Consider the following 19,860-nt stretch of genomic DNA (forward strand, 5'->3'; position numbering starts at 1 on the left):
CGAGTGGTGTCCTGAGATGTCCGTGGACAAGTCAAGCGCCGTCGGACCTGGCTGGTCCGACGGCGCTTGGGCTCGGCTGTGCTGGTGCTACCAGGTACCGGGCTCGGCGTGGAAGGAAGGCCGCGGGAGCTCGAACCCGCCCGCCCCGTCACCGTCGAACGTGAAGTAGCGGGTCGAGCCGTCTGCGTAGTTGTAGACCGCTGTGACGTCGGTCTTCGCGTCTCCGCCGGCGGAGCCTGCCAGCGGGTTGCCGCTGCTGCTGGCCCACCAGTTCCCGGTCCCTGACTTCCAGCCGAGGACGGGTGCGTTGAAGCCGCCGTCGGCCTGCCCGGTGAACGAGTTGAGGCTGGTGGTTCCGTCGCCGTGGTCCAGCATGGCCACCAGGTCCGCGCGGCCGTCGCCGTTGAGGTCGCCGTCGGTGATCTCAACGGAGGCCAGGGGCCAGCCGCTGGAGGCGGTGTAGGCCTTGAACGGGGCCTTGTACGTGCCGTCGGCCTCGCCGAGGAACGTCCAGATGTTGACCGCGCTCGTGCCGTGCCCGTAGAAACCGATCAGGTCCTTGCGGCCGTCCCCGTTCACGTCGCCCACGGTCCACTTCGTGAAGGCCGCGTTCCAGTAGTTCGTGTCCGACTTCCAGTTGAGAACGGGGTTCTGGAAGCCGCCGTCCGACCTCGCGAGGAAGGTGTGGACTCCGGTCTGGGCGTTCCCGTAGTCGTAGGCGGCCGTCAGGTCGTCACGCTTGTCACCGTTGGTGTCCCCAGCCGTCAGCGAGACGCGGGACCAGGTCCATCCGGAGCTCAGGATCGCGCTCTTGACGCTCTGGTCGAACGTGCCGTCGCTCTGGGCGAGGAAGGTCCAGGCCGCGACCGTCCCGTCGTCGTAGCCGTACAGGCAGGCGACGTCGGTGCGGCCGTCACCGTTGAAGTCCCCCGAGACCCACTTGGCCCTTGTTGCGTCGAACAGGCCGTTGGTGCTGCTCCAAGCCTCCTTCGGAGGGCCGTACTCGCCCTCCGCGTTGGCCCTGGCTACGTAGAGGCCCGTGTGCTGGTTTCCGTAGTTGTAGACGGTGATGACGTCCGACCGTCCGTCGGCGTTGACGTCACCGGCCAGGTCGGTGCGAAGGTGCGCCGTGCGGTCGCCGTCGGCGTGCTCCGTGGCCGTCCTGCTCGTGCTGTTCCAGCGGATGTAGCCCTTGGCGAAGTCCTGGCGGACTCCACCTGCCACGGGGTACTCCTCGGAGGCCGGGTAGCCGAGCGCGCTCTTCTCGCGCCCCAGGGCGTTCCAACGCGCGAGGATGCCGCCGTATACGGGCCAGGATCCGGTGGTGGAGCTCCAGTAGATGAATCCGCTGTCGACGGACTGGTCCTGGAACCGGAACGCCTGTACCCGTCCGGCCCCGGTCTCTACGGCCTCGTGTGCCGTGGAGGGGTAGCCGAGCGTGTGGAATCCATCGATATCGCGGTACCGGGCGTAGATGGATCCCTGGAGGATATGGGTTCCGATGGCGTGGTGATAGTAGACGGCGCCGAGTTTGCCGTCCTTGTTGAAGGTGGTGAACCATCCCACTCCATCGGCTGTGCGGCGTTCTTCCGAGGCCGGGTAGCCGAGGCTTCCGCCCTCACGGCCCGCTGCCGTCCATTTGGAGAAGATGGCCCCTGTCACAAGCCAGGTGCCGGTCGTCGGGCTCCAGGAGATGGACCGGTTGTCCGCCGACGTCCCTGGGGCCTGGAAGAGGGCGTAGCGGCCGGTCTTGTCTGCCGCTGTGACGATGTCGGTCGACGGATAGCCGACCTTGGCCGGTCCTCCGTGTGCCTTGTACTTCGCCAGGATCGGTCCGCACAGCTGGTGCTTGCCTGTGTTGGGGCCGGTGAAGTACTCGCAGGTACCCCAGGGGGTACCACCGGAGACCAGCGGCCGGGCCTGCCCGAATATGGTGCCGTTCGACAGTGCCTGGCCGGGGAACTCGACCGCGCTGCCCTGCGCGTCCTGTGCCCACAGGTCCGCGTAGGGGGTACCGGACGCCACACCGTTCTCAAGATCGCCGTTGCTTGACAGGTGCGGGTAGGCGGTACGTGTGAATCCGGAACCGATGGAGGTCTGACGGACCTTCGGGTCGGAGTACACGCTCAGGTCCACCTCGGTGGACCGGATGCTGTCCGTGTTCTTGCGGCTGGTGTACTGGTGGATCAGGCCGGTTGTCAGGTCGCGGGCCCAGAGTTCCGGCAGGCCGTCCTTATTGAGGTCACCGGGGCCGATCAGGGTCATGTTGCCCCAGTTGGCGGCGCCGATCTCGATCGCGTCCGCGATGCTGTCGAGTTTCGCCCCCTTGCCCTGGGCGCCGAGGTAGAGCCACAGCTCGCTGCCGACCTTGACAAGCAGGTCCGGGGTGTCGGACGCGTTCACCACGCCGTCGCCATTGTCGTCGTCCATGCTGGAGACGGACAGGATCTGGTCGGCGCGCTTGACAAGCGCGTCGTCGTCCATGGCCGACTGCAGGCGATAGCGGCCGCTGTGCTTGTCGGCGAGTGTGCCGTCCCCTTCGTTCTCGTACACCCAGATTTCGTTGATATCCGGGTTTGCCGTACCGGGGCGCAGCTGGAGGAGGTCCTCGTAGTAGTCCCCGCTCCAGTCGCCCCGGTGAGTGAGGGACACACTGTTGGAGAAGGACGCGGGATCCGCCCGGCGGCTGGTGCTGAACGCTCCGTTGTTCTGGGTGTAGACGTGCAGTTCGCCGCTGCCGGGGTCCACGGTCCACAGGTCGGTGAACTTGTCGCCGTTCAGGTCGCCTGGAGCGTCCCGCTCGGCTGCCCGGGTCGGGTAGAAGAGGTGGTTGGTGATGGGCGACTGGTTGTCCGCTGCGTCAAGGCTGCGGACGTAGAGGTACTGCGGGCCGGCACTCAGCGGCGTGAAGCGTACGGCGGCCGACGGTCCACCCGTTGACGTGGCCCTCACGGACTTGGGAGTGCTGTCGCCGTCGGTCCACCACTCGTAGCTCACCACATCGGTCACGCCGTTGGCGCCGAAGACGAAGCTTCCGGCGGTGCGGGCCGGGTTTCCGTCCCGGCCGGCGGGGAACTCCGTGGAGGTGACGGTGGGGCGCTGCTTTGGCGCCGTGGCGTCCACGGTGAACTTGCACCTGGTGCTCACGGGACCGTTGGCTTCCCGGTCAGTGGTGGCCACTTCCCACCAGTAGCTGCCGCTGCCGAGCTCTGCGGCCTTGATCTCGTGTTGGGCCATCACGCGCGTGGCATGGCCCGTCTTCCGGGCGCGGGTGACGGTGGTCGACCCCTGCTTGCCGTAGCGGAACTCGACGTCGAGGGCTTCGTCCTCGCTGTCGCCCACCCGCGCGAAGAGCACGACCTTGTCCGTGGTCCCGATCACGCCACCGGTGCAGGGCACGGAGGGGTTGGTGGCGAGCGCGGTAGGCCGGTCAGGGATGGTGTTGAACCATGTGGACACGTAGGCGCTGTGCGGGTCGAACTTGCGCCAGGAGACGTCGACCTGCGTGCTCTTGGAGACCAAGCCGAAGGACCACGTGGCGAACTTCTCCTTCGCTGCCTTGGCGATAGCCGAGGTCACTCCGAACTCGACCATTCCTGCCGAGTCCACGGGGCAGTTGCGGCCGCCGAACGATTCGCCGGAGGAGTCCACGGTACGCAGCCAAGCAGGCTGGTTGTTCCAGGTGATGCCGGAGGGCAGCTTTTCCCCGATGTCCTTGACCAGGACCTCTCCCGACTTGCAGGACCAGGATCCGGCGTGCGTCTGCTTGATCCAGAGGCTGGATTTGAGGATTTGCTTACCCCACAGGTTTCCTGTCGGAACCCGGAAGTAGGTGTTCGCATGGACGGTCCCGCCGCGCTGGGTATCGGTTGCGTGGCCCACACGCGCGAAGTCGGAAATTGTACCTCCGTTCGCATAGGTGGTGTTCTCCGTACCGGGTATCCCGGTGTGCTTGTAGGCGATGGCCCACGAGTTCTTCCGTGCGGTAGGTGCCCAGTCGGGGTCGATAACCACAGGGAATACGGTGTCCGGGTCCGAGAGGAAGGAGGGGTCGGGCTTCAGCGTCAGCTTCGAGTCCGTCACCGTCATGTCGAGGGGCGTCTGCCCCGACCCTTCGGTGGCACCCCCGAGGACCGCTGAGAGGGACCGCTTCGGCGCCAGACGCGCTGACGCCCGAGAAGAGTACGAAGCAGACGTTTTGATCAGGTTCTCGCTGCCCGCCGAATCCCACATGTGCGGTTTGCCTGCGGAGAACGCGACGTTGCCACCGGGGCTGGTGGCTTGGATGCCGCCGTCGGGAGCAGGCGAGATGTCGACTCCCTCCCCTTCCAGGGTGAAGGATATCGCCGAGAGCGCGGGGTTCTTGGCTGCCTGCGGGGTCTTGACGACGAGGGCATGGGAGAAAGAACCGGGTGTGGCCGTGGCGGTCAGATCCACGCCGGGCAGGACTTCGGGGTAGGTCGCGGTGGTGCCGGCCAGGGTAGGCGCGGGCAGTCGCCCGGGCCATCCGAGTGATACTTCCCGCCCGTTCAGGGACATCTGTGCAAACGGACCCTCCCCCCCGCCCGAGAAGGAAAGATCCATTGACGTTGCCCTGGGGGAGATGCGTCCGTCGGGCGACTTCTCGAGCGTCGGATCGACTGACACGAGCTCTCCGCCTTCTCGAACCCTTTTCGGAACGAGAGAGCGGTCTAGTCTGAAAGTGCCATCCGAGTTGGCAAAAATTTCATCGGTCTCTGTACGTCGAGAAATTATCTCTACAGGGTTCCCGGTGTCCTTTGCCTTCTGGAATGCAGTGGCAGTTTCTTTTTCGATTTTCTCGGAGAGGCTGGCGCTTGCATTTGGCGTGCCGGGGTTCGGGGAATCATCGGCTGATGCACTCGGCGGTGCGGTGGTCAGGCCGACCAGCATGGCCGATAGTGTCAATACGGAAACCCTCGCTCTGAGGGCTCCCTTCGGTCGCTTCATATGTTGCGTCCCCCTGGTGCTGGGACCCGGGGCTTTTGGCTTGGACTCTGTGCCCCAGGTGTAGGTCAAGGGTGAAAAATAGCAGGAGGCGACAGGTCTTCGCTGCGTCTGTGTTGTCGGCAGATGGCCTGGAAGGAGTCGCTTGAGCAGGCGATGCCCCTTAGATCCGGCTGGAGAATTTGGTCCGATTTGACCCTCTGGGTGGCCTTCCGGTCGGTGATATCGTCCGTTGCCGACTGTAATGACGGGGAATTCTGGGGGATTGCTGAAGTGAGAGTTCAACGCGGCCGTTTGGGGTCGCGCACGAGTGCCGTTTGGCGGCGATGGGCCCTGCCTTTGATCGCCTCGTCTCTGCTGGTGCCGGGACTTCCGGCACTCGAGACTGCTAGCGCGGCAGACAAAGCCGGAGCGATTCCGTCGCTTCAGGAATTGACGGATGTCTCCGGCCGCCCAGCCGCGCTGCAGGCGACTGCGAGGACATCCGTACCGGTGCCCATCGGAAAGAAGATTGCCAATGCCGCCTGGCCGAAACCAGGCGTAGCCGCTGTCCAACTTCCCAGCCAGTCTCGAATGTTGGGCTCCGCGTCCGCCAAGGTGCGGCAGGGCGGCGTGTCCGGCGGAGTGAGGGCCGGATCCCTGCCCGTTCGTGTGGCGCATGGAGCGGGCAGCGGCACAGCACCGAAGGCCGCCCTGGCAGCCTCCGCTGCCGAGATCACCGCCGAGGTCACACTTGCGGACCGCGCCGCCGCGGCCCGGGCCGGAGTCGACGGCATTCTGCTCCAGGTCCGTCGTACGGACAAGGCTGCCGGCTCAGCGCCGCTCGAGGTCGAACTTGACTACTCGGGTTTCCGGAATGTGTACGGCGGCTCATGGGGATCGCGCCTGAGACTGGTGGCAATGCCCGAGTGCGTGCTGACCACGCCGAAGAAGGCGGAGTGCTCCGCGCGTACCCCTGTCGCCACACACAACGATGTCCGTACAGGCACACTCACGGCCAAGGTGCAGGCCCCTGCGGCTCCCGCCGATGCGTCGAAGAACGCACCAGCCGTTGTCCTCGCTGCCACCGCCGGCCCGCAGGGGCCCTCGGGAGACTTCCGCGCGACCTCGCTCAGCCCCACGGGAAGTTGGACCGGCGGCGGTGCAGCAGGTGACTTCAACTGGAGCTACCCGATGGACGTCCCGGCCTCGCTGGGCGGCCCGGGGCCCGCGCTGGGCCTGACCTACAGCTCGGCCAGCATCGACGGCCGCACTTCGGCAACCTCGCAGCAGGCCTCCTGGGTTGGTGACGGATGGGACCTCGGGGCGTCCAACAACTTCGTTGAACGCTCCTTCGTGCCGTGTGTCAACGACCGCAAGGAGGGCAGCGGCTACAACAATCCGAAGCACCCCACGGGTGACCTCTGCGAAGGCCCCCCGACCGTAACGCTCTCGCTCAACGGTTCCTCCACCCAGCTTGTGCTGGATGACGCGACGAAGAAGTGGAGGCCGGCTGACGATGACGGCAGCCATGTCGCCTTCACCAGCGTTCCCGTGGACCCCGCCAAGCCCGACGGTGAGAAGAAGGACTACTGGCGCATCACCACGATCCAGGGCGTCAAGTACTACTTCGGTGTGAACCGCCTGAGCGGCTGGGCCGAGGGCAAGGCGGAGACCAACTCGGTCTGGCGCGTACCGGTGTACGGCAACCACCCCGGCGAGACCTGCTACCAGGCGTCCTACGCCGACTCCGTCTGCAACCAGACCTGGCGCTGGAACCTCGATGCCGTCGTCGACGCGCGCGGCAACGCCATGACCTACTGGTACGAGAAGGAGTCGAACCACTACGGTTCCAACGTCACCGCGCTCGGAAAGTCCACCGCCCGCGCCTACGACCGCGGAGGATGGCTCAAGCGCATCGACTACGGCGTGCGCTCCGGCGACTACTTCGGCGACAGTCCGGCCCGGATCACCTTCAAGGTCGCAGAGCGCTGCGTCGTCGTGACGGGCACCAGCCCGTTCGACTGCAACGAGGCCAAGCTGACCAGCGAGGCCGCCAACGACGTGCGGATGCACTGGCCCGACGTCCCGGCGGATCAGCTGTGTGCCCCAGGTACGGAGTGCAAGGGCCGCTACTCGCCCACGTTCTTCTCACGCAAGCGCCTGACCGGTGTCAACACGTACGTCCTGGTCGCGGACACCTACCGCGCCGTGGACACCTGGGCGCTCGGCCAGTTCTTCGCCGACACCGGAGACGGTGAGGCGCCCCTCTGGCTCAGCACGATCACGCACACCGGCAGGAACGGCGTAGACATCGATTTGCCGCCGGTCACGTTCAGAGGCAAGAAACTGCCGAACCGCGTCGACGCCGAAGCAGAGGGCAGCCCCGCCTACCGTCGCTGGCGCATCGGCGCAGTCGAAACCGAGACCGGCGCCACCATTGCCGTCACCTACGCCTCCACCGAGTGCTCGCGCACCGGTACGGTCGTCATGCCTTCTGCAGCACACACCAATACACTGCGCTGCTACCCGGTCGTGATCGAAAGCCCAGACCCGGCAGATCCCACGGGAACCAAGAAGCTCTACACGACGGACTGGTTCCACAAGCACCGCGTCGACCGCATCACTGAGTCCGACAAGCACGCCTTCTCGCCAGCAAAGGTCACGACGTACAGCTACGTGGGCAAGCCGGCCTGGGCATACGACGACGAGAGCGAAAGCGTCGACGCCAACGTCCGCACCTGGTCGCAGTACCGCGGCTACGCGAAGGTGCGCACTCTCGTGGGCGCGGCACCCGACGAGCGCTCGCTCGTCGAGAACCTGTACTACCGGGGGCTGGACGGCGACAAGCTCAAGCCGGGAGCGACCGATGTCCGCTCGGTCGAACTCACCGACTCCGAGGGCGCCAAGGTCAAGGACCACGAGCACTTCACCGGCCAGGTCCGGGAAACCCTCTACTACAACGGTGAAAACGGCGAACTGACCTCAGCCACCCTCTACACCCCCTTCACAGGCAAGGACGCGACAGCCAGCCGTAAGCGCGAAGGCGCTGCCACGCTGGAAGCGCGTGTCAACGGGGCAGGGAGCGTGGCCTCGCGCACGATCCTTTCCGGGAACCGCGGTCAGCGGCGTACCGAGGTCAAGCACGAGTACGACGCCATGGGTCTGCTGGAGTCCACCACGGACCGCGGCGACGTCGATGTGGCGACCGACGACACGTGCACGGCCTACGAATACTTCAAGGACACCTCCGCTTCCAAGTGGCTCTACCTCCAGAAGCGGGTGGAGACCGTCACCAAGGCCTGCGGTGACAGCACGATCACCCGTCCTGCCGATGTCGCTTCGGACACCGTCGTCACGTACGACGCCAACGGAAACGTCGTCAAGGCCGAGGCCCTCTCCGGCTACGCCAACGGCGTGCCGCAGTACACGGTGACCGGCACCACCAAGGTCGACACCTACGGCCGCCCGGTATCCGTCACGGACGTCTACGGCAAGGCCACCACCATGGCCTACACTCCAGCGACCGGCGGCCTGGTCACCAAGGTCACCACCACCAACACGCTCGGGCACACCAGCACCAGCGAGTTCGACCCCGGTCGCGGCCTGCCGCTCGTCCAGCAGGACGCCAACGGTCGTCGCCAGGTCATGCAGTACGACGGCCTGGGCCGCGTGACAAAGGTCTGGTCCCCAGACCGCGACCCAGCCACCGAGACCCCCGACGGGGAGTTCTCCTACAACATCAATACGTCCGGACCGGTGGTCATCACCAGCAAGTCCCTGCTGGACAGCGGTGCCTACCGGACCTCGTACGAGATCTACGACGGCCTGCTGAGGTTCCGTCAGGCGCAGCAGCCCGCCCTCGACGGCGGCCGCCTGATCACCGACACCTTCTACGACAGCCGTGGACAGGTGTGGAAGGAGAACGCCGGCCACTTCAACAGCGGCGAGCCGGAAGGCAAGCCGTGGGAGTCGCTCGACAACGAGGTGCCGTCCTCCACGCTCACCGAGTACGACGGCCTCGGCCGGCCCGTAGCCACCATCGCCCGCAAGAAGGGCGTGGAGACCTGGCGGACCACCACCAGCTACGGCGGCGACTGGATTGGCACCGACCCCCCGGCGGGCCAGGCCCCCACCAAGTCGCTGCTCGACGCCCAGGGCCGTAAGGTCGAACTCCAGACGTTCAAGGGCACCACCCTGACGGGCGCGTACGACAAGACGACGTACGCATACGACAAGCGCGGCCTGCTCTCCTCGGTCACCGACCCGGGGGGCAACGACTGGTCGTACACCTACGACATCCGTGGCCGCCTCACCCGCAGCAAGGACCCTGACAAGGGCGTCCAGACCACCACCTACGACCAGGGCGACCGCGTGCTGACCGTCACCGACGGCCGCACGCCCGACCCGAAGACGATCGCCTTCGAGTACGACGCCCTCGGCCGCATCACGGCCACCCGCGCCGGCTCGGCCACAGGCACCAAGCTGACCGAGCAGACCTACGACTCCCTCCCCGGGGCCCTGGGCCTGCCGGTTTCCGCCACCCGCTACGACAACGGCAACGCCTACGTCCAGGCCGTCACCGGCTACGACACCGAGTACCGCCCGACCGGCTCGAAGATCACGATCCCGGCCTCGGAGGGGAAGCTCGCAGGCGAGTACGCCTACGCGAACGCCTACTCCGCCAACGTCGGCCTGCCGTTGATGGTCACGCACCCGGCCGCAGGAGGGCTACCCTCCGAACGGGTCAGCGTCGGCTACCACGGACTCGACCAGGTCACCGGCATGTCTGTCGCCGGCAAGCCCTTCGTGACGGATACGGAATACACCAAGCTCGGCGACGTCGTCCGCACCCGCGTCGGAGTCGCAGGTAAGCAGCTGATCTCCAGCTACGAGTTCGACGAGCAGACCCGGCGCAACCTCAAGGTCACCCACGATCAGGAGACCGGCACCACCAGCACGACGCGCATCAGCGAGATCTCGACCACCTACGACCACTCCGGCAACGTCCTGCGCATCAAGGACGCCCAGGGCCCCAACCCGACCGCCGCCACTACCGACACGCAGTGCTTCGTCTACGACTACCTGCGCCGCATGTCGGAGTCCTGGACGGCCACCGACAACTGCTCCGCCAAGCCGAATCCCACCGACCCCAACGTCAAGCCGAAGGTCGGCGGACCGGACCCGTACTGGAGCTCCTACACCTTCGACGCGGTAGGAAACCGCAAGACCGAAACCAAGCACGACCCGGCCCTGGACGCGGCGAAAGACATCCGCCGCACGTACACGTACGCCACCGGCCTGGACACCACCAGCCGCCTGGCCAAGGTCGACACCACGGGCCCCGCGGGCGCCCGGACCGAGAGCTACGTCTACGACACCGCCGGCAACACCACCAAGCGGACCGTCCAGGGCAGCACCCAGACGCTGCTCTGGGACACCGAGGGCCGCCTCGACAAGGTCACCGAGGGCACCAAGACCACCGAGTACCTGTACGACGCCGGCGGCAACCGCCTGATCCGCAGGGACCCGACGGGCACCACCCTCTACCTGCCGGGCACCGAGATCCGCACGGACAAGTCGGGCGCCATCGTCAAGGGCACCCGCACGTACGCGCACCCCGCAGGCCCGGCAATGGTCCGCACCGCCGAAGGCGGGAAGATCACCACCACCTACCTCCTGAACGACCGCAACGGCAGCTCCACCACGGCCGTCGACGGCACCACCCAGGTAGTGACGCGTCGCAAGTTTGACCCCTTCGGCGAGGAACGCGGCGCCCAGCCCACCATGTGGCCGGACGAGCGCGGTTTCCTCGGCGGTACGAAGGACGACTCCACAGGCCTGACACACCTCGGGGCCCGCGAGTACGACCCGGCTCTGGGCCGGTTCATCTCGGTCGACCCGCAGATGAACATCGTCGAATCCCAGACGATGAACCCGTACGCCTACGCGAACAACAGCCCGGTCACGTTCTCCGACCCCACAGGCCTGGCGTTCTGCGAGGACGAGCGCTGCACCAAGCGCAGCAACCCGCCCCGCAAGACCCCCGGCACGACGAACCCTCCGGGGCAGACGTCGACCCCGCCGGCCCCGAGCAAGCCCACCCCCTCCGTGTCCAAGGAGGACGTGGAGAAGGCCAAGCGCCTCAAGCAGCAGTCCAAGATGGACTTCATCCTCCAGACCGCCAAGGAGGTCGTGAAGGAGGCCAGCGGCTACAACGACGTCGTCGCCTGCCTGGGCGGTGACGTCGTCACCTGCGGAATCCTGGCGGCCGAAGCGGTCATCCCGTGGGCCAGCCGGGCGAAGAAGCTCGTCAAGGCACTCGCCCGGGCCTGGAAGGCCTACCGCAGGTGGGAAGGCGAAGTCGCCTGGGCGGTCGACATCATGCGCCGCTCTGACGACGACGCAGCGGCCATGGCGAAGTACGCCGAAGACATGGCCGCATGGAAGAAGGAGTCGGAAGCCGCAAAGGCGGCAGCCCAGAAGGCCGACGAGGCAGCTGCCACAGCGGCCAAGAAGACGGACTCGGGCGGCGGAGACAGCGCAGGTGCCTCTTGCCGCACGAACAGCTTCACACCAGGCACCCAGGTGGCCCTGGCCGACGGCTCAGCCAAGCCGATCGAGGACCTGAAGCCGGGCGACAAGGTACTGGCCACCGATCCCGAAACGGGCGAGACCAAGGCCAAGGACGTCGCCGCCACCATTGTCGGAGAGGGCATCAAGAACCTCGTCGAGATCACTGTGGAAGCGAAATCTAGCGGCGGCACCAAGTCTGAAAGGATCACCGCGACTGATGGCCACCCCTTCTGGGTACCCGCCCTCCGCAGGTGGATCAAGGCCACGGACCTGACCCCTGGTACCTGGTTCCGCAACGGGGACATCGTCCAGGTTTCGGCCGTCAAGCGTTGGACGCGCTCGGCAAGGGTTCACAACCTCACTGTTGCGGACATCCATACGTACTATGTGCTGGCGGGAAGCGCGCCGGTCCTCGTCCACAACTGCGGTGGCGGTTCGGCTAATGAGGGGCATCTTCAGGGCGTAGTTGACGACCTCACTGATGCAGCGGGAGGCGGTGCGGGATGGCGAACCATGGGCGGCCTACACGTGGATGTTTCCCCTGGGAAGGGTCTTGACTTCTTCGCGGTGGGTGCTCGTGCGGATATGAGCCCCGCTCAATTTAATGTGGTTCCTTCCCTCGGAGGTAATTCGTTCGCTTTTAGAATTCCACAGCCAGCCAAGACTGTGAAGCGTGACAATCTTTGGCATGCGGAAGTAAAACTCTTTAATGAGGTTGTTGGCGGACTCCAGTTGCAGCCAAAACTTCTAATCGTAAGTCGACCCATATGCCCCAAATGTGAAGATTTTCTGACAAAGCGTGGTGCCACGCTAACTTCGGATACTTCGGCCGTTTGGTGACGCTCGGTCAATGTGTTTTCTGGGAGTGAATTGACTGTGAGTGCAGAGTTTGAAGGACTCCTTCCCGAAGAGTTGGGGTCTCTTTGCTGCGCGGCTTCGCTGCGCATCGGAGGCGCTCTCTTCATCATCGCGGACAACGCTGGTGTTGACGATCTGTATAATCGTGTCGACTCCGGCCTGCGGGCGGCTATGAGAGCGTGTGAAGGAAGGGCTCTAAATTCGGAAATCCTTCGTGATGCCGTAGCGGCCCATGCGCGACTCGCTGCGGAGGTCCCTGCAAGTATTGCAGAGGCGCAATTCTTCCGTGGCGGAGTCCAGGTGATGGGGATGGTCTTGAACGCGGCATCAAATGGATATAGCCCAGAGGTCTGTCAACAGGTTCTCCGTGGAGCCCAGACGGCGGCAACTCTCTGGCGGTCGCCGGATGGCGAGAGTCTGGGTTCCTTCGAGCGGGCAGCGCAGGAACAGTCCCTGTCGGAGTTGCGAGACTTGGGCGTGACCGCGGTACGTAAGGCAGCTGGCGCAGCAGCGCTTACATACCGAAGGGCCGCTCGATCGGCGTTGACTTCCGACTGACCGCGCAATATTGCCGTGGGTCTCGTCGGTACACGCGAGACCCACGGCTGTTGAGGGCCATGACCCCTTGATCCGGTTGATGGCTCCTTCCACGGGTCGCAGTTCTAGTTTGTGGCCATCCTGAACGGGCTCGTGCATGGTTGGCGGTGCGACGTCGAAAGATGCAGGTTGGGCCTTGACCCCAGATTCTGAACACACGAGACACTTGATCCTGAGGATCTGAGAACGGATATCTCGTGGTCATGAAGCACTACCCGCCGGAGTTCAAGGCGGACGCGGTCGCGCTGTACGAGTCGAGGCCGGGAGCGACGATCAGGTCGGTCGCCGCCGATCTCGGGGTCAATCCCGAGACCCTGCGGAACTGGGCCCGGGCGGCCGGGGCGAGTCGGCTGCGGGGCCGCCGTGCCGAGGAGCCGGCCGAGGCGCCCGAGCCGCTGGAGGTGGAGAACGCCGCACTGCGGAAGAAGATCCGGGAGTTGGAGGAAGAGCGCGAGATCCTCCGGAAAGCGGCGAAGTATTTCGCCGGGGAGACGCTGGTGAACCGCTTCCAGTTCGTCGCCGACCATCAGCGCCGTCACGGCGTGAAGCGGCTGTGCGACGTCCTGGGCATCGCCCGCTCCAGCTTCTACTACTGGCGCCGCACGGCTCCGGACCGAGCCCGCCGACAAGCGGCCGACGCCCGCCTAGCCAACCGGAGACGGGCCGTGCACCAGGAATCGGACGGCACCTACGGGACCCCGCGGATCACCGCCGAGCTCCGCGAGAACAGCGGCGAGCCGGTCAACCACAAGCGTGTCGCCAGGATCATGCGGGCATCCGGAATCCAAGGGGTTCGCCTGCGCCGCCGGCACCGCACCACCGTCCCAGACCCGGCCGCGGCCAAGGCTCCGGATCTGCTCGGCCGCGACTTCACCGCCGAAAGCCCCAACACGAAGTACGTCGGTGACATCACCTACCTGCCCATCGACGGCGGGAAGTTCTGCTATCTCGCGACCGTGATCGACCTCGCCTCGCGCCGTCTGGCCGGGTGGGCCATCGCCGACCACATGCGCGCGGACCTCGTCACCGACGCCCTGGCAGCGGCGGTCCGAACCCGCGGCAGTCTCGCCGGATCGATCATGCACACCGACCACGGAGCCCAGTACGCGAGCAGGGCATTCGCTGAAGCCTGCAGGTCAGCAGGGGTCCAACGGAGCATGAGTGCGGTCGGCTCCAGCACGGACAACGCTCCCGCGGAGTCCTTCAACGCGACCTTCAAACGCGAGACGCTCCAGGGCCGAAAGAGCTGGCCCAACGAGCGCCAGGCCCGACTCGACGCCTTCCGATGGCTCAACCGCTACAACACCCAACGCCGGCACTCCCACCTCGGACACCGCAGCCCCATCACCTACGAAGCCGCACTCGAAGCACCACCAACTACGCTGGCACCAGCCGCATAACCGTGTTCAGGATTCGGGGTCAAGGCCCCTCCTGGGCAAAAACTCCGAGGCGGCTTTCAGGATCTCGTTCGCTGCCCTCAACTCTGCGACGTCCCTGCGGAGTTGTTTCAGCTCGTCGAGCCCGGCCTGGCGGACCCAGCCGCGCAGGGCCTCCTTGTGGATGCCGAGGTCCCTCGCAATGTGGGCGATGGGGCGGCCGGTGGTGCGGACCTCGCGGATCGCGTGCTCGCGGAGCTCGTCAGGGTATCTACGGGGTGCTGCCATGGTGCTGGTGGTTCTCCTTCGCCAGGACGGTATCCCTGGCATCAGGGGCTCCACAAATCTCGGTACAGCTCATTCCCCCCAAATCTTCACCGACCAATGACGCCGCCACAGATCTCACCTCTCACACACTTCCATCTCTCGATCAGCACCGCCATGTTCCCAGGCCCCGTCCCTCCAAGGGCCTGACGACCTGGACGGTCTACCAGGCCGATGGCGAGCCGGCGGCGATGGAGGCGGAGCTGTTTCACGCTGGTGTCCAGGCCGGGGAGTGGCTGCGCCCTCTGCTGCCCCGGCCGTAAGGCGGCCTGCGGACCGAGAACATCGTCCTCTGCGCGCGGTCCCCGGAGCTCGGCAACGGGACCTGCTGGCCTGGCCCCACTGGGTTCTGATAACCTCTACGGCCCCGTCGGGATCATGTTTGGCAAGTTCCACGCGGAAGAGGAGGAGACCTCCCGGGCCGGCGCCCGGATCCCGGCTGCCCCTGTCTCGTTCCTCCCGGTGAGGGCCGCCGTACGCCGCCGCGACCCCCGCTTCCTCACCGCGACCCCGTACCTGGCGGCCGCGCTCGCCGGAGCCGAGGACGACGGCCGCGGCCTCCTCGGGCACGGGGGCCTCAACGGCACCCTTGCGGTCCCCATTCTTCAGGGGAGGGTGGAGGGGCGCCAGAGGTGCCCGGCGCCGCCACTGAGCGCAAGTATTACCCCGACTGCGGCAGAGGGGAGATCTCACACCGGCGTCGGTGTGGCTCGCAGGCCGCCGAGCAATGCGGCCAGGTAGTGGCTTTATTCACGGGTTGTGGCTCTGGTTCAGATTCTGTGGTGCCAATACGGCGAGTGATCACAGCTAGTCGAATGCCCAAAGGATGAGCTGAACTTCTTGGCGCCACTCTGCGGCGGTGCTGCTGTTCACCCATCCTTGGGCGAGTTTAGATCCATCCCCCAAGACGCGGCGGAGCGCTTGGCGGGCCAGGGCACGCACCGGCTCTGGCATCTCGGGGAGTGGTCTCCCCGGCCCGTCCTCAGGGTTCGTGGGAATATCGCTGCCCCGGGCATGGCCGATGGCGTAGGCAGCGGCGGCAACTGCCTCTGCTCCGTCCTCGCCGTTGACAACCGAGCCGGAATCGACTACTCGCTGGAACGCTTCCTTGATGGCTGCCGCGGCCTCCTGCGGCGGCAGGCCATGGAGCCAGTCCCTGAAGTCGTCGGCGAGGTCGCTTTGGAACGGTCCTGTTCCCCACGTTCCCATATGTGTCTCCTGGTATTCGCTGACCGAGCCGCGGTCAGCATCTCAGCAGCCACTGACACCGTTCAGGGCGCAAGGAGCACGCGCTTGCGGAGCAGGGCAAAGCCAGCACGGCCGAACATCTGGCGCTTGAGCATCTTGATCCGTTTGACAAGCCCCTCGACTGCGCCCGAGCTCCAGGGCAGGGTCAATCCGGCGATGACGGCGTCGAGGTCGCGGTCGATGCCGACGGCGAGGGTGTGGAGACTGGGCAGGTCGTCCTGCCGGACGGCATCTAGCCAGTCCGGGAGACGCTCGCCCTGGCGCTCGGTGAGCATGACCGCGAAGGAACGGACGTGTCGGGTGGTCAGGGGCTGGGCAGGCGTCGTCCGAGGCGGCTTTGGACTTCGCGGGCTGCGCAGCGTACGCCTTCGTCTTCGGCGTTCTCGGCGGCGGCTTCGAGGGTGGCCAGGGTCACCGGGGCCTCGGTGCGGGTGAGGAGGGGGAGCCGGGGGGCTTCGGTGGTGTCGAAGTCGGCGGCGAGCATGTCGTCGTGCAGATCGTCCAGGGTCACCCCCGGCACAATGGGGTCTGTTGCGGGTTCGGGTGACAGGTTCAGTCACGCGGCTTGGAGGGCCGGTGTGGTCATGACGGTCTCGTATTCGACGGGTGTCAGGCGGCCGAGTGCGGCTTGTCTGCGGCGTCGGTGGTAGGTCCGCTCGATCCACGTCACGATGGCGATTCGTAGTTCCTCGCGGGTGGTCCAGCGTCGGCGGTCGAGGACGTTCTTCTGCAGCAGGCTGAAGAAGGACTCCATGGCCGCGTTGTCGCCGGCTGCCCCGACTCTCCCTATGGATCCGGCCATCCGGTGGCGGTCGAGCGCCCGGACGAATTTCCTTGATCGAAATTGCGATCCGCGATCGGTGTGCAGGATGCATCCGTCGACGTGTCCGCGCCGGGCCACGGCGTTCTCCAGGGCGGTCACGGCCAGTCGGGACTTCATCCGCGTGTCGATGGAGTAGCCCACGATCCTGTTGCTGAACACGTCCTTGACCGCGCAGAGGTAGAGCTTGCCGTCGCCGGTGGCGTGTTCGGTGATGTCGGCGAGCCAGAGCCGGTTCGGGCCGGCCGCGGTGAAGTCGCGACGGACGAGATCGTCGTGGACCGGCGGGCCGGCCCTGCCGCCGCGGCCGCGCTTCTTGCCGAACACGCTCCACCAGCGGTTGTCCCGGCAGATCCGCCACGCCGTCCGGTCCGCCATCGACGCCCCGGCATCGCGTGCTTCGTCGGCCAGGAAGCGGTAGCCGAACTCCGGGTCCTCGCGGTGGGCGTCGAACAGCGCGTTCGCGCGATACGCCTCAGCGAGGACCGCGTCACCAACCGGCTGGTCGAGCCATCGGTAGTACGGCTGCCTGGCGAGCTTCAGCACCCGGCACGTCACCGCGACGGGTGTGCCGTCCGCGGCCAGCTCTTTCACGAGCGGGTAGATCCTTTTCCCGGCAGATGCGCCTGCGACAGATACGCCGCGGCCCGCCGCAGGACCTCGTTCTCCTGCTCCAGCAGCTTGATCCGCCGGCGCGCTTCCCGCAGTTCCGCGTTCTCCTGGCTGGTCGTCCCGGGCTTCGCCCCGTCGTCGATGTCCGCCCGACGCATCCATTTCCACAGCGTCATCGGGTGGACACCGAAGTCGGTGGCGACCTGCTCGACCGTCACACCCGGGCCGCGGTTCCTCGCGACCCGCACGACGTCCTGGCGGAACTCTTCCGGATAAGGTTTGGGCACAGCGACATCCTTCCCACCTGCCCTACAGGGCAAGCCAGTTCAGATGTCACCCGATCGTGCGGCAGACCCATGCCCCCGCGGGCCTGCGGGTCACCGTCCGGGTCCGCTCGGGGTGCGGGGTCCTGTGGTGGGTGGCGGGTCGTGCGCGAGGGGGAGGACGCGCACGGCCCGCCGGGGGTAGCCGCTCTTCACCCGGCCCTGCGCGCTCGTGCCCCGGGCCGGCAGCCGCAAACACGGCGGGGACCCCTCCCGGCTGCGCCCGCTCTGCCCCTCGGGGAGGATCGGAGGGCCGGGTGCGGGTAGGCGGCGGGTGAAGGGAGGGCCGTGTCGTGGTGGCGCCTCCGGTGGCTCCGATGCTGGCCCAGGCCGCCGAGACCGTCCCCGTCCCGGCCGTGGCGAAGGGCGGGCTCGCGTACGAGCAGAAGTTCGACGGCCACCGCGCCCTGCTGTTCACGCCGTCCCGGCCGGACGGTCCGGTGCTGCGCCAGACCCGCCGCGGTGCTTTGGTGCAGGACCGGTGGCCGGACCTGGTGGCCGCGGCCGGGCAGCCGCCGCCGGGCCTGTGCTGGACGGTGAGCTGCTGGTGGGGGACGTGGCGGCGGAGCGGCTCTCGTTCGAGGGGTTGCAGCGCCGGGCTGCGGCCCGCGCCCGCGGCGCCACCGTGCTCGTCCCGTCCCTGCCCGCGTTCTTCGTGGTCTTCGATGTGCTGGTGCAGGACGGCCTGGAGGTGATGGACCTCCCGTACCGGGAGCGCCGGCGTCGGTTGGAGACGCTGTTTGCGGCGCGGGGGCTGAGCGCTCCGTGGACGCTGTGTCCGATGACCACCGACCCGGGCAAGGCGCGGGAGTGGCTGGAGACGTGGACCGACGTGAGCGGTGTTGAAGGCCTGGTGGTCAAGGGGCTGGAGGGAAAGTACCTGCCGGGGTTCCGGGGGTGGACGAAGGTGCGCCGCCGGGACACCACGGAGGCGGTGTTCCCTGTCAAGTTCTTCTGTTCAGTCCCGCGGCTACTGCTCAGGCTCCCGTTTCAGTCCGCTGTGGTGGGCACTCCGTCGTGTCGCAGTGCCGATCGGCGGAAGGCTGGCAACCGCATAGGGTCAGCGGCATGTCTGACACGTTCGACGTAGCTGAGGTCCTGGCGGGTGGGTGCTGGAAACGGGCGGATTCATGGGCATTTGTCAGCTCTTTTGCCGCCTCCTGGTTCACTCCATTGTCACCGGCTGATGGGTTCACGCTGGAACAAATACAGAGAGCCGAGGATCGCCTCGGCGTTCACCTTCCGGTTGCTCTCCGGGAGGCATACACGTTGTTCGGTCGACGGCGAGATCTGGTTGCGCAGCAGAACCCGTTGCTGGAGCCGGAGGAACTGCTGTTCGACCCTTCCGGCGAACTTCTGGTCTTCCGCAGTGAGAATCAAGGCTGCGCCGGTTGGGGGGTTTCGCTGACCGACTTGTCTCGGGAGGACCCGCCGGTCGCTCTGTTTTCCGATCGCCTGCCGAACTCCGGACGATGTCGCTTTCTCGATCGCTTGTCGCTGGCTTGTGTTGAAACCGTGCTGAGCGAGGCTGTCGTAGGCAGGTGGCGACAAGGGCGCGCATGCCAGGCAACTCCTGAGGTAGTTGCCTGTCTGGAAAAGGAGTTCGCGCGTGTCCCGTTGCCGCCTTATCCGGCGTGGTTCGACCCGATGGGACCGGGTGTTCGGTGGTTTTCTGCCGCTGGCCTGCTGCTCCGTCTGGAGCCCGGCTCCGAGGGGACGGAGTTGGTCGTAACGGGTCGGACGGAAGGTGACCTTCAACGCGCGATCGAAGCGATTCCCGGTGCCTGGCCTGACGCCGAGCCGACCGTGACCAGGACAATCAGTGAGCACGACTTTGTTCTGCCATTTTGACGACAAGTTGCTGGGGGGAATCAGCGTCCACGACAGCGCGGACGACGCTCAGGTCGACGGGGCCGCCCCGGTGTCCCGTCGACCGGCGCGGACCCGAATGGGTGCAGCTGTCAGGTGGTGGGTGCACGAAGCGGGATGACGTTGTCGGGAGGCGGGGCGCCGTTCGTTGACGTGCTCTGTTCCTCTGTAAGCACGGCGCTGGCAAGGGTGAGGTTGGTTACCAGCTGACGGAGTTCTGAGCTTGTTCCGCTTTGACGGACACCATCGGTGTGGTGGTCAGGCCGCGAGGGCGGCCTCGTAGTCGGCCGGACTGCGGTAGCCAAGGCTGCTG

At 66.3% G+C, this 19,860-nt stretch carries 9 protein-coding genes and 1 pseudogene; 4 read left to right on the forward strand and 6 right to left on the reverse strand.

Annotated elements, in window-relative coordinates; genetic code table 11:
- Positions 1-87: 87 nt before the first annotated feature.
- On the reverse strand, positions 88-4,089 hold the full coding sequence (locus ACZ7JZ_RS19290; RefSeq protein ID WP_470940638.1) for an FG-GAP-like repeat-containing protein: 4,002 nt from the start codon (positions 4,087-4,089) through the stop codon (positions 88-90).
- Between the two features lie 4,914 nt (positions 4,090-9,003).
- Between ACZ7JZ_RS19290 and ACZ7JZ_RS19295 the strand changes: the two genes are divergently transcribed.
- Both ACZ7JZ_RS19295 and ACZ7JZ_RS19300 read left to right on the forward strand, forming a co-directional pair.
- On the forward strand, positions 9,004-12,360 hold the full coding sequence (locus tag ACZ7JZ_RS19295; RefSeq protein WP_470940682.1) for an RHS repeat-associated core domain-containing protein: 3,357 nt from the start codon (positions 9,004-9,006) through the stop codon (positions 12,358-12,360).
- A gap of 812 nt (positions 12,361-13,172) precedes the next feature.
- A complete protein-coding gene (locus ACZ7JZ_RS19300; protein WP_470940641.1) occupies positions 13,173-14,375 on the forward strand; it encodes an IS3 family transposase in 1,203 nt (400 codons plus the stop codon).
- 6 nt (positions 14,376-14,381) lie between these two features.
- Here the strand turns inward: ACZ7JZ_RS19300 and ACZ7JZ_RS19305 are convergent, their stop codons facing one another.
- From ACZ7JZ_RS19305 to ACZ7JZ_RS19325, 5 genes and pseudogenes are all read right to left on the reverse strand, one after another.
- On the reverse strand, positions 14,382-14,639 hold the full coding sequence (locus tag ACZ7JZ_RS19305) for a transposase (RefSeq protein WP_470940643.1): 258 nt from the start codon (positions 14,637-14,639) through the stop codon (positions 14,382-14,384).
- Positions 14,640-15,482: 843 nt separating this feature from the next.
- Complete coding sequence (locus tag ACZ7JZ_RS19310) at positions 15,483-15,884, reverse strand: DUF4259 domain-containing protein (RefSeq protein WP_470940646.1); 402 nt, start codon at positions 15,882-15,884, stop codon at positions 15,483-15,485.
- Between the two features lie 62 nt (positions 15,885-15,946).
- Positions 15,947-16,219 (reverse strand): annotated as a pseudogene (locus tag ACZ7JZ_RS19315) (transposase); the annotation flags it as partial.
- 8 nt (positions 16,220-16,227) lie between these two features.
- On the reverse strand, positions 16,228-16,434 hold the full coding sequence (locus ACZ7JZ_RS19320; protein ID WP_470940684.1) for a hypothetical protein: 207 nt from the start codon (positions 16,432-16,434) through the stop codon (positions 16,228-16,230).
- A gap of 45 nt (positions 16,435-16,479) precedes the next feature.
- Positions 16,480-17,642, reverse strand: a protein-coding gene (locus ACZ7JZ_RS19325; protein WP_470940649.1) for an IS3 family transposase whose coding sequence is annotated in 2 segments (ribosomal slippage) — positions 16,480-17,355 and positions 17,358-17,642 — 1,161 coding nt in all. Because the reading frame shifts where the segments join, the coding sequence is not laid out codon by codon here.
- A gap of 562 nt (positions 17,643-18,204) precedes the next feature.
- Between ACZ7JZ_RS19325 and ACZ7JZ_RS19330 the strand changes: the two genes are divergently transcribed.
- Together ACZ7JZ_RS19330 and ACZ7JZ_RS19335 are read left to right on the forward strand one after the other, a co-directional pair.
- Positions 18,205-18,768 (forward strand): ATP-dependent DNA ligase, encoded by a 564-nt coding sequence (locus ACZ7JZ_RS19330; RefSeq protein WP_470940652.1) that lies wholly within the window; start codon positions 18,205-18,207, stop codon positions 18,766-18,768.
- Complete coding sequence (locus ACZ7JZ_RS19335; protein ID WP_470940655.1) at positions 18,747-19,529, forward strand: SMI1/KNR4 family protein; 783 nt, start codon at positions 18,747-18,749, stop codon at positions 19,527-19,529. The genes ACZ7JZ_RS19330 and ACZ7JZ_RS19335 overlap by 22 nt, the downstream gene beginning before the upstream one ends.
- Positions 19,530-19,860 lie beyond the last annotated feature (331 nt).

Source organism: Streptomyces sp. NPDC038213, assembly GCF_055600495.1.

Excerpts from the sequence above, each read along its gene's own strand:
- ACZ7JZ_RS19310 (WP_470940646.1), bottom strand. The coding sequence starts at position 15,884 with ATGGGAACGTGGGGAACAGGACCGTTCCAAAGCGACCTCGCCGACGAC.
- ACZ7JZ_RS19290 (WP_470940638.1), bottom strand. The coding sequence starts at position 4,089 with ATGACGGTGACGGACTCGAAGCTGACGCTGAAGCCCGACCCCTCCTTC.
- ACZ7JZ_RS19335 (WP_470940655.1), top strand. The coding sequence starts at position 18,747 with ATGTCTGACACGTTCGACGTAGCTGAGGTCCTGGCGGGTGGGTGCTGG.
- ACZ7JZ_RS19305 (WP_470940643.1), bottom strand. The coding sequence starts at position 14,639 with ATGGCAGCACCCCGTAGATACCCTGACGAGCTCCGCGAGCACGCGATC.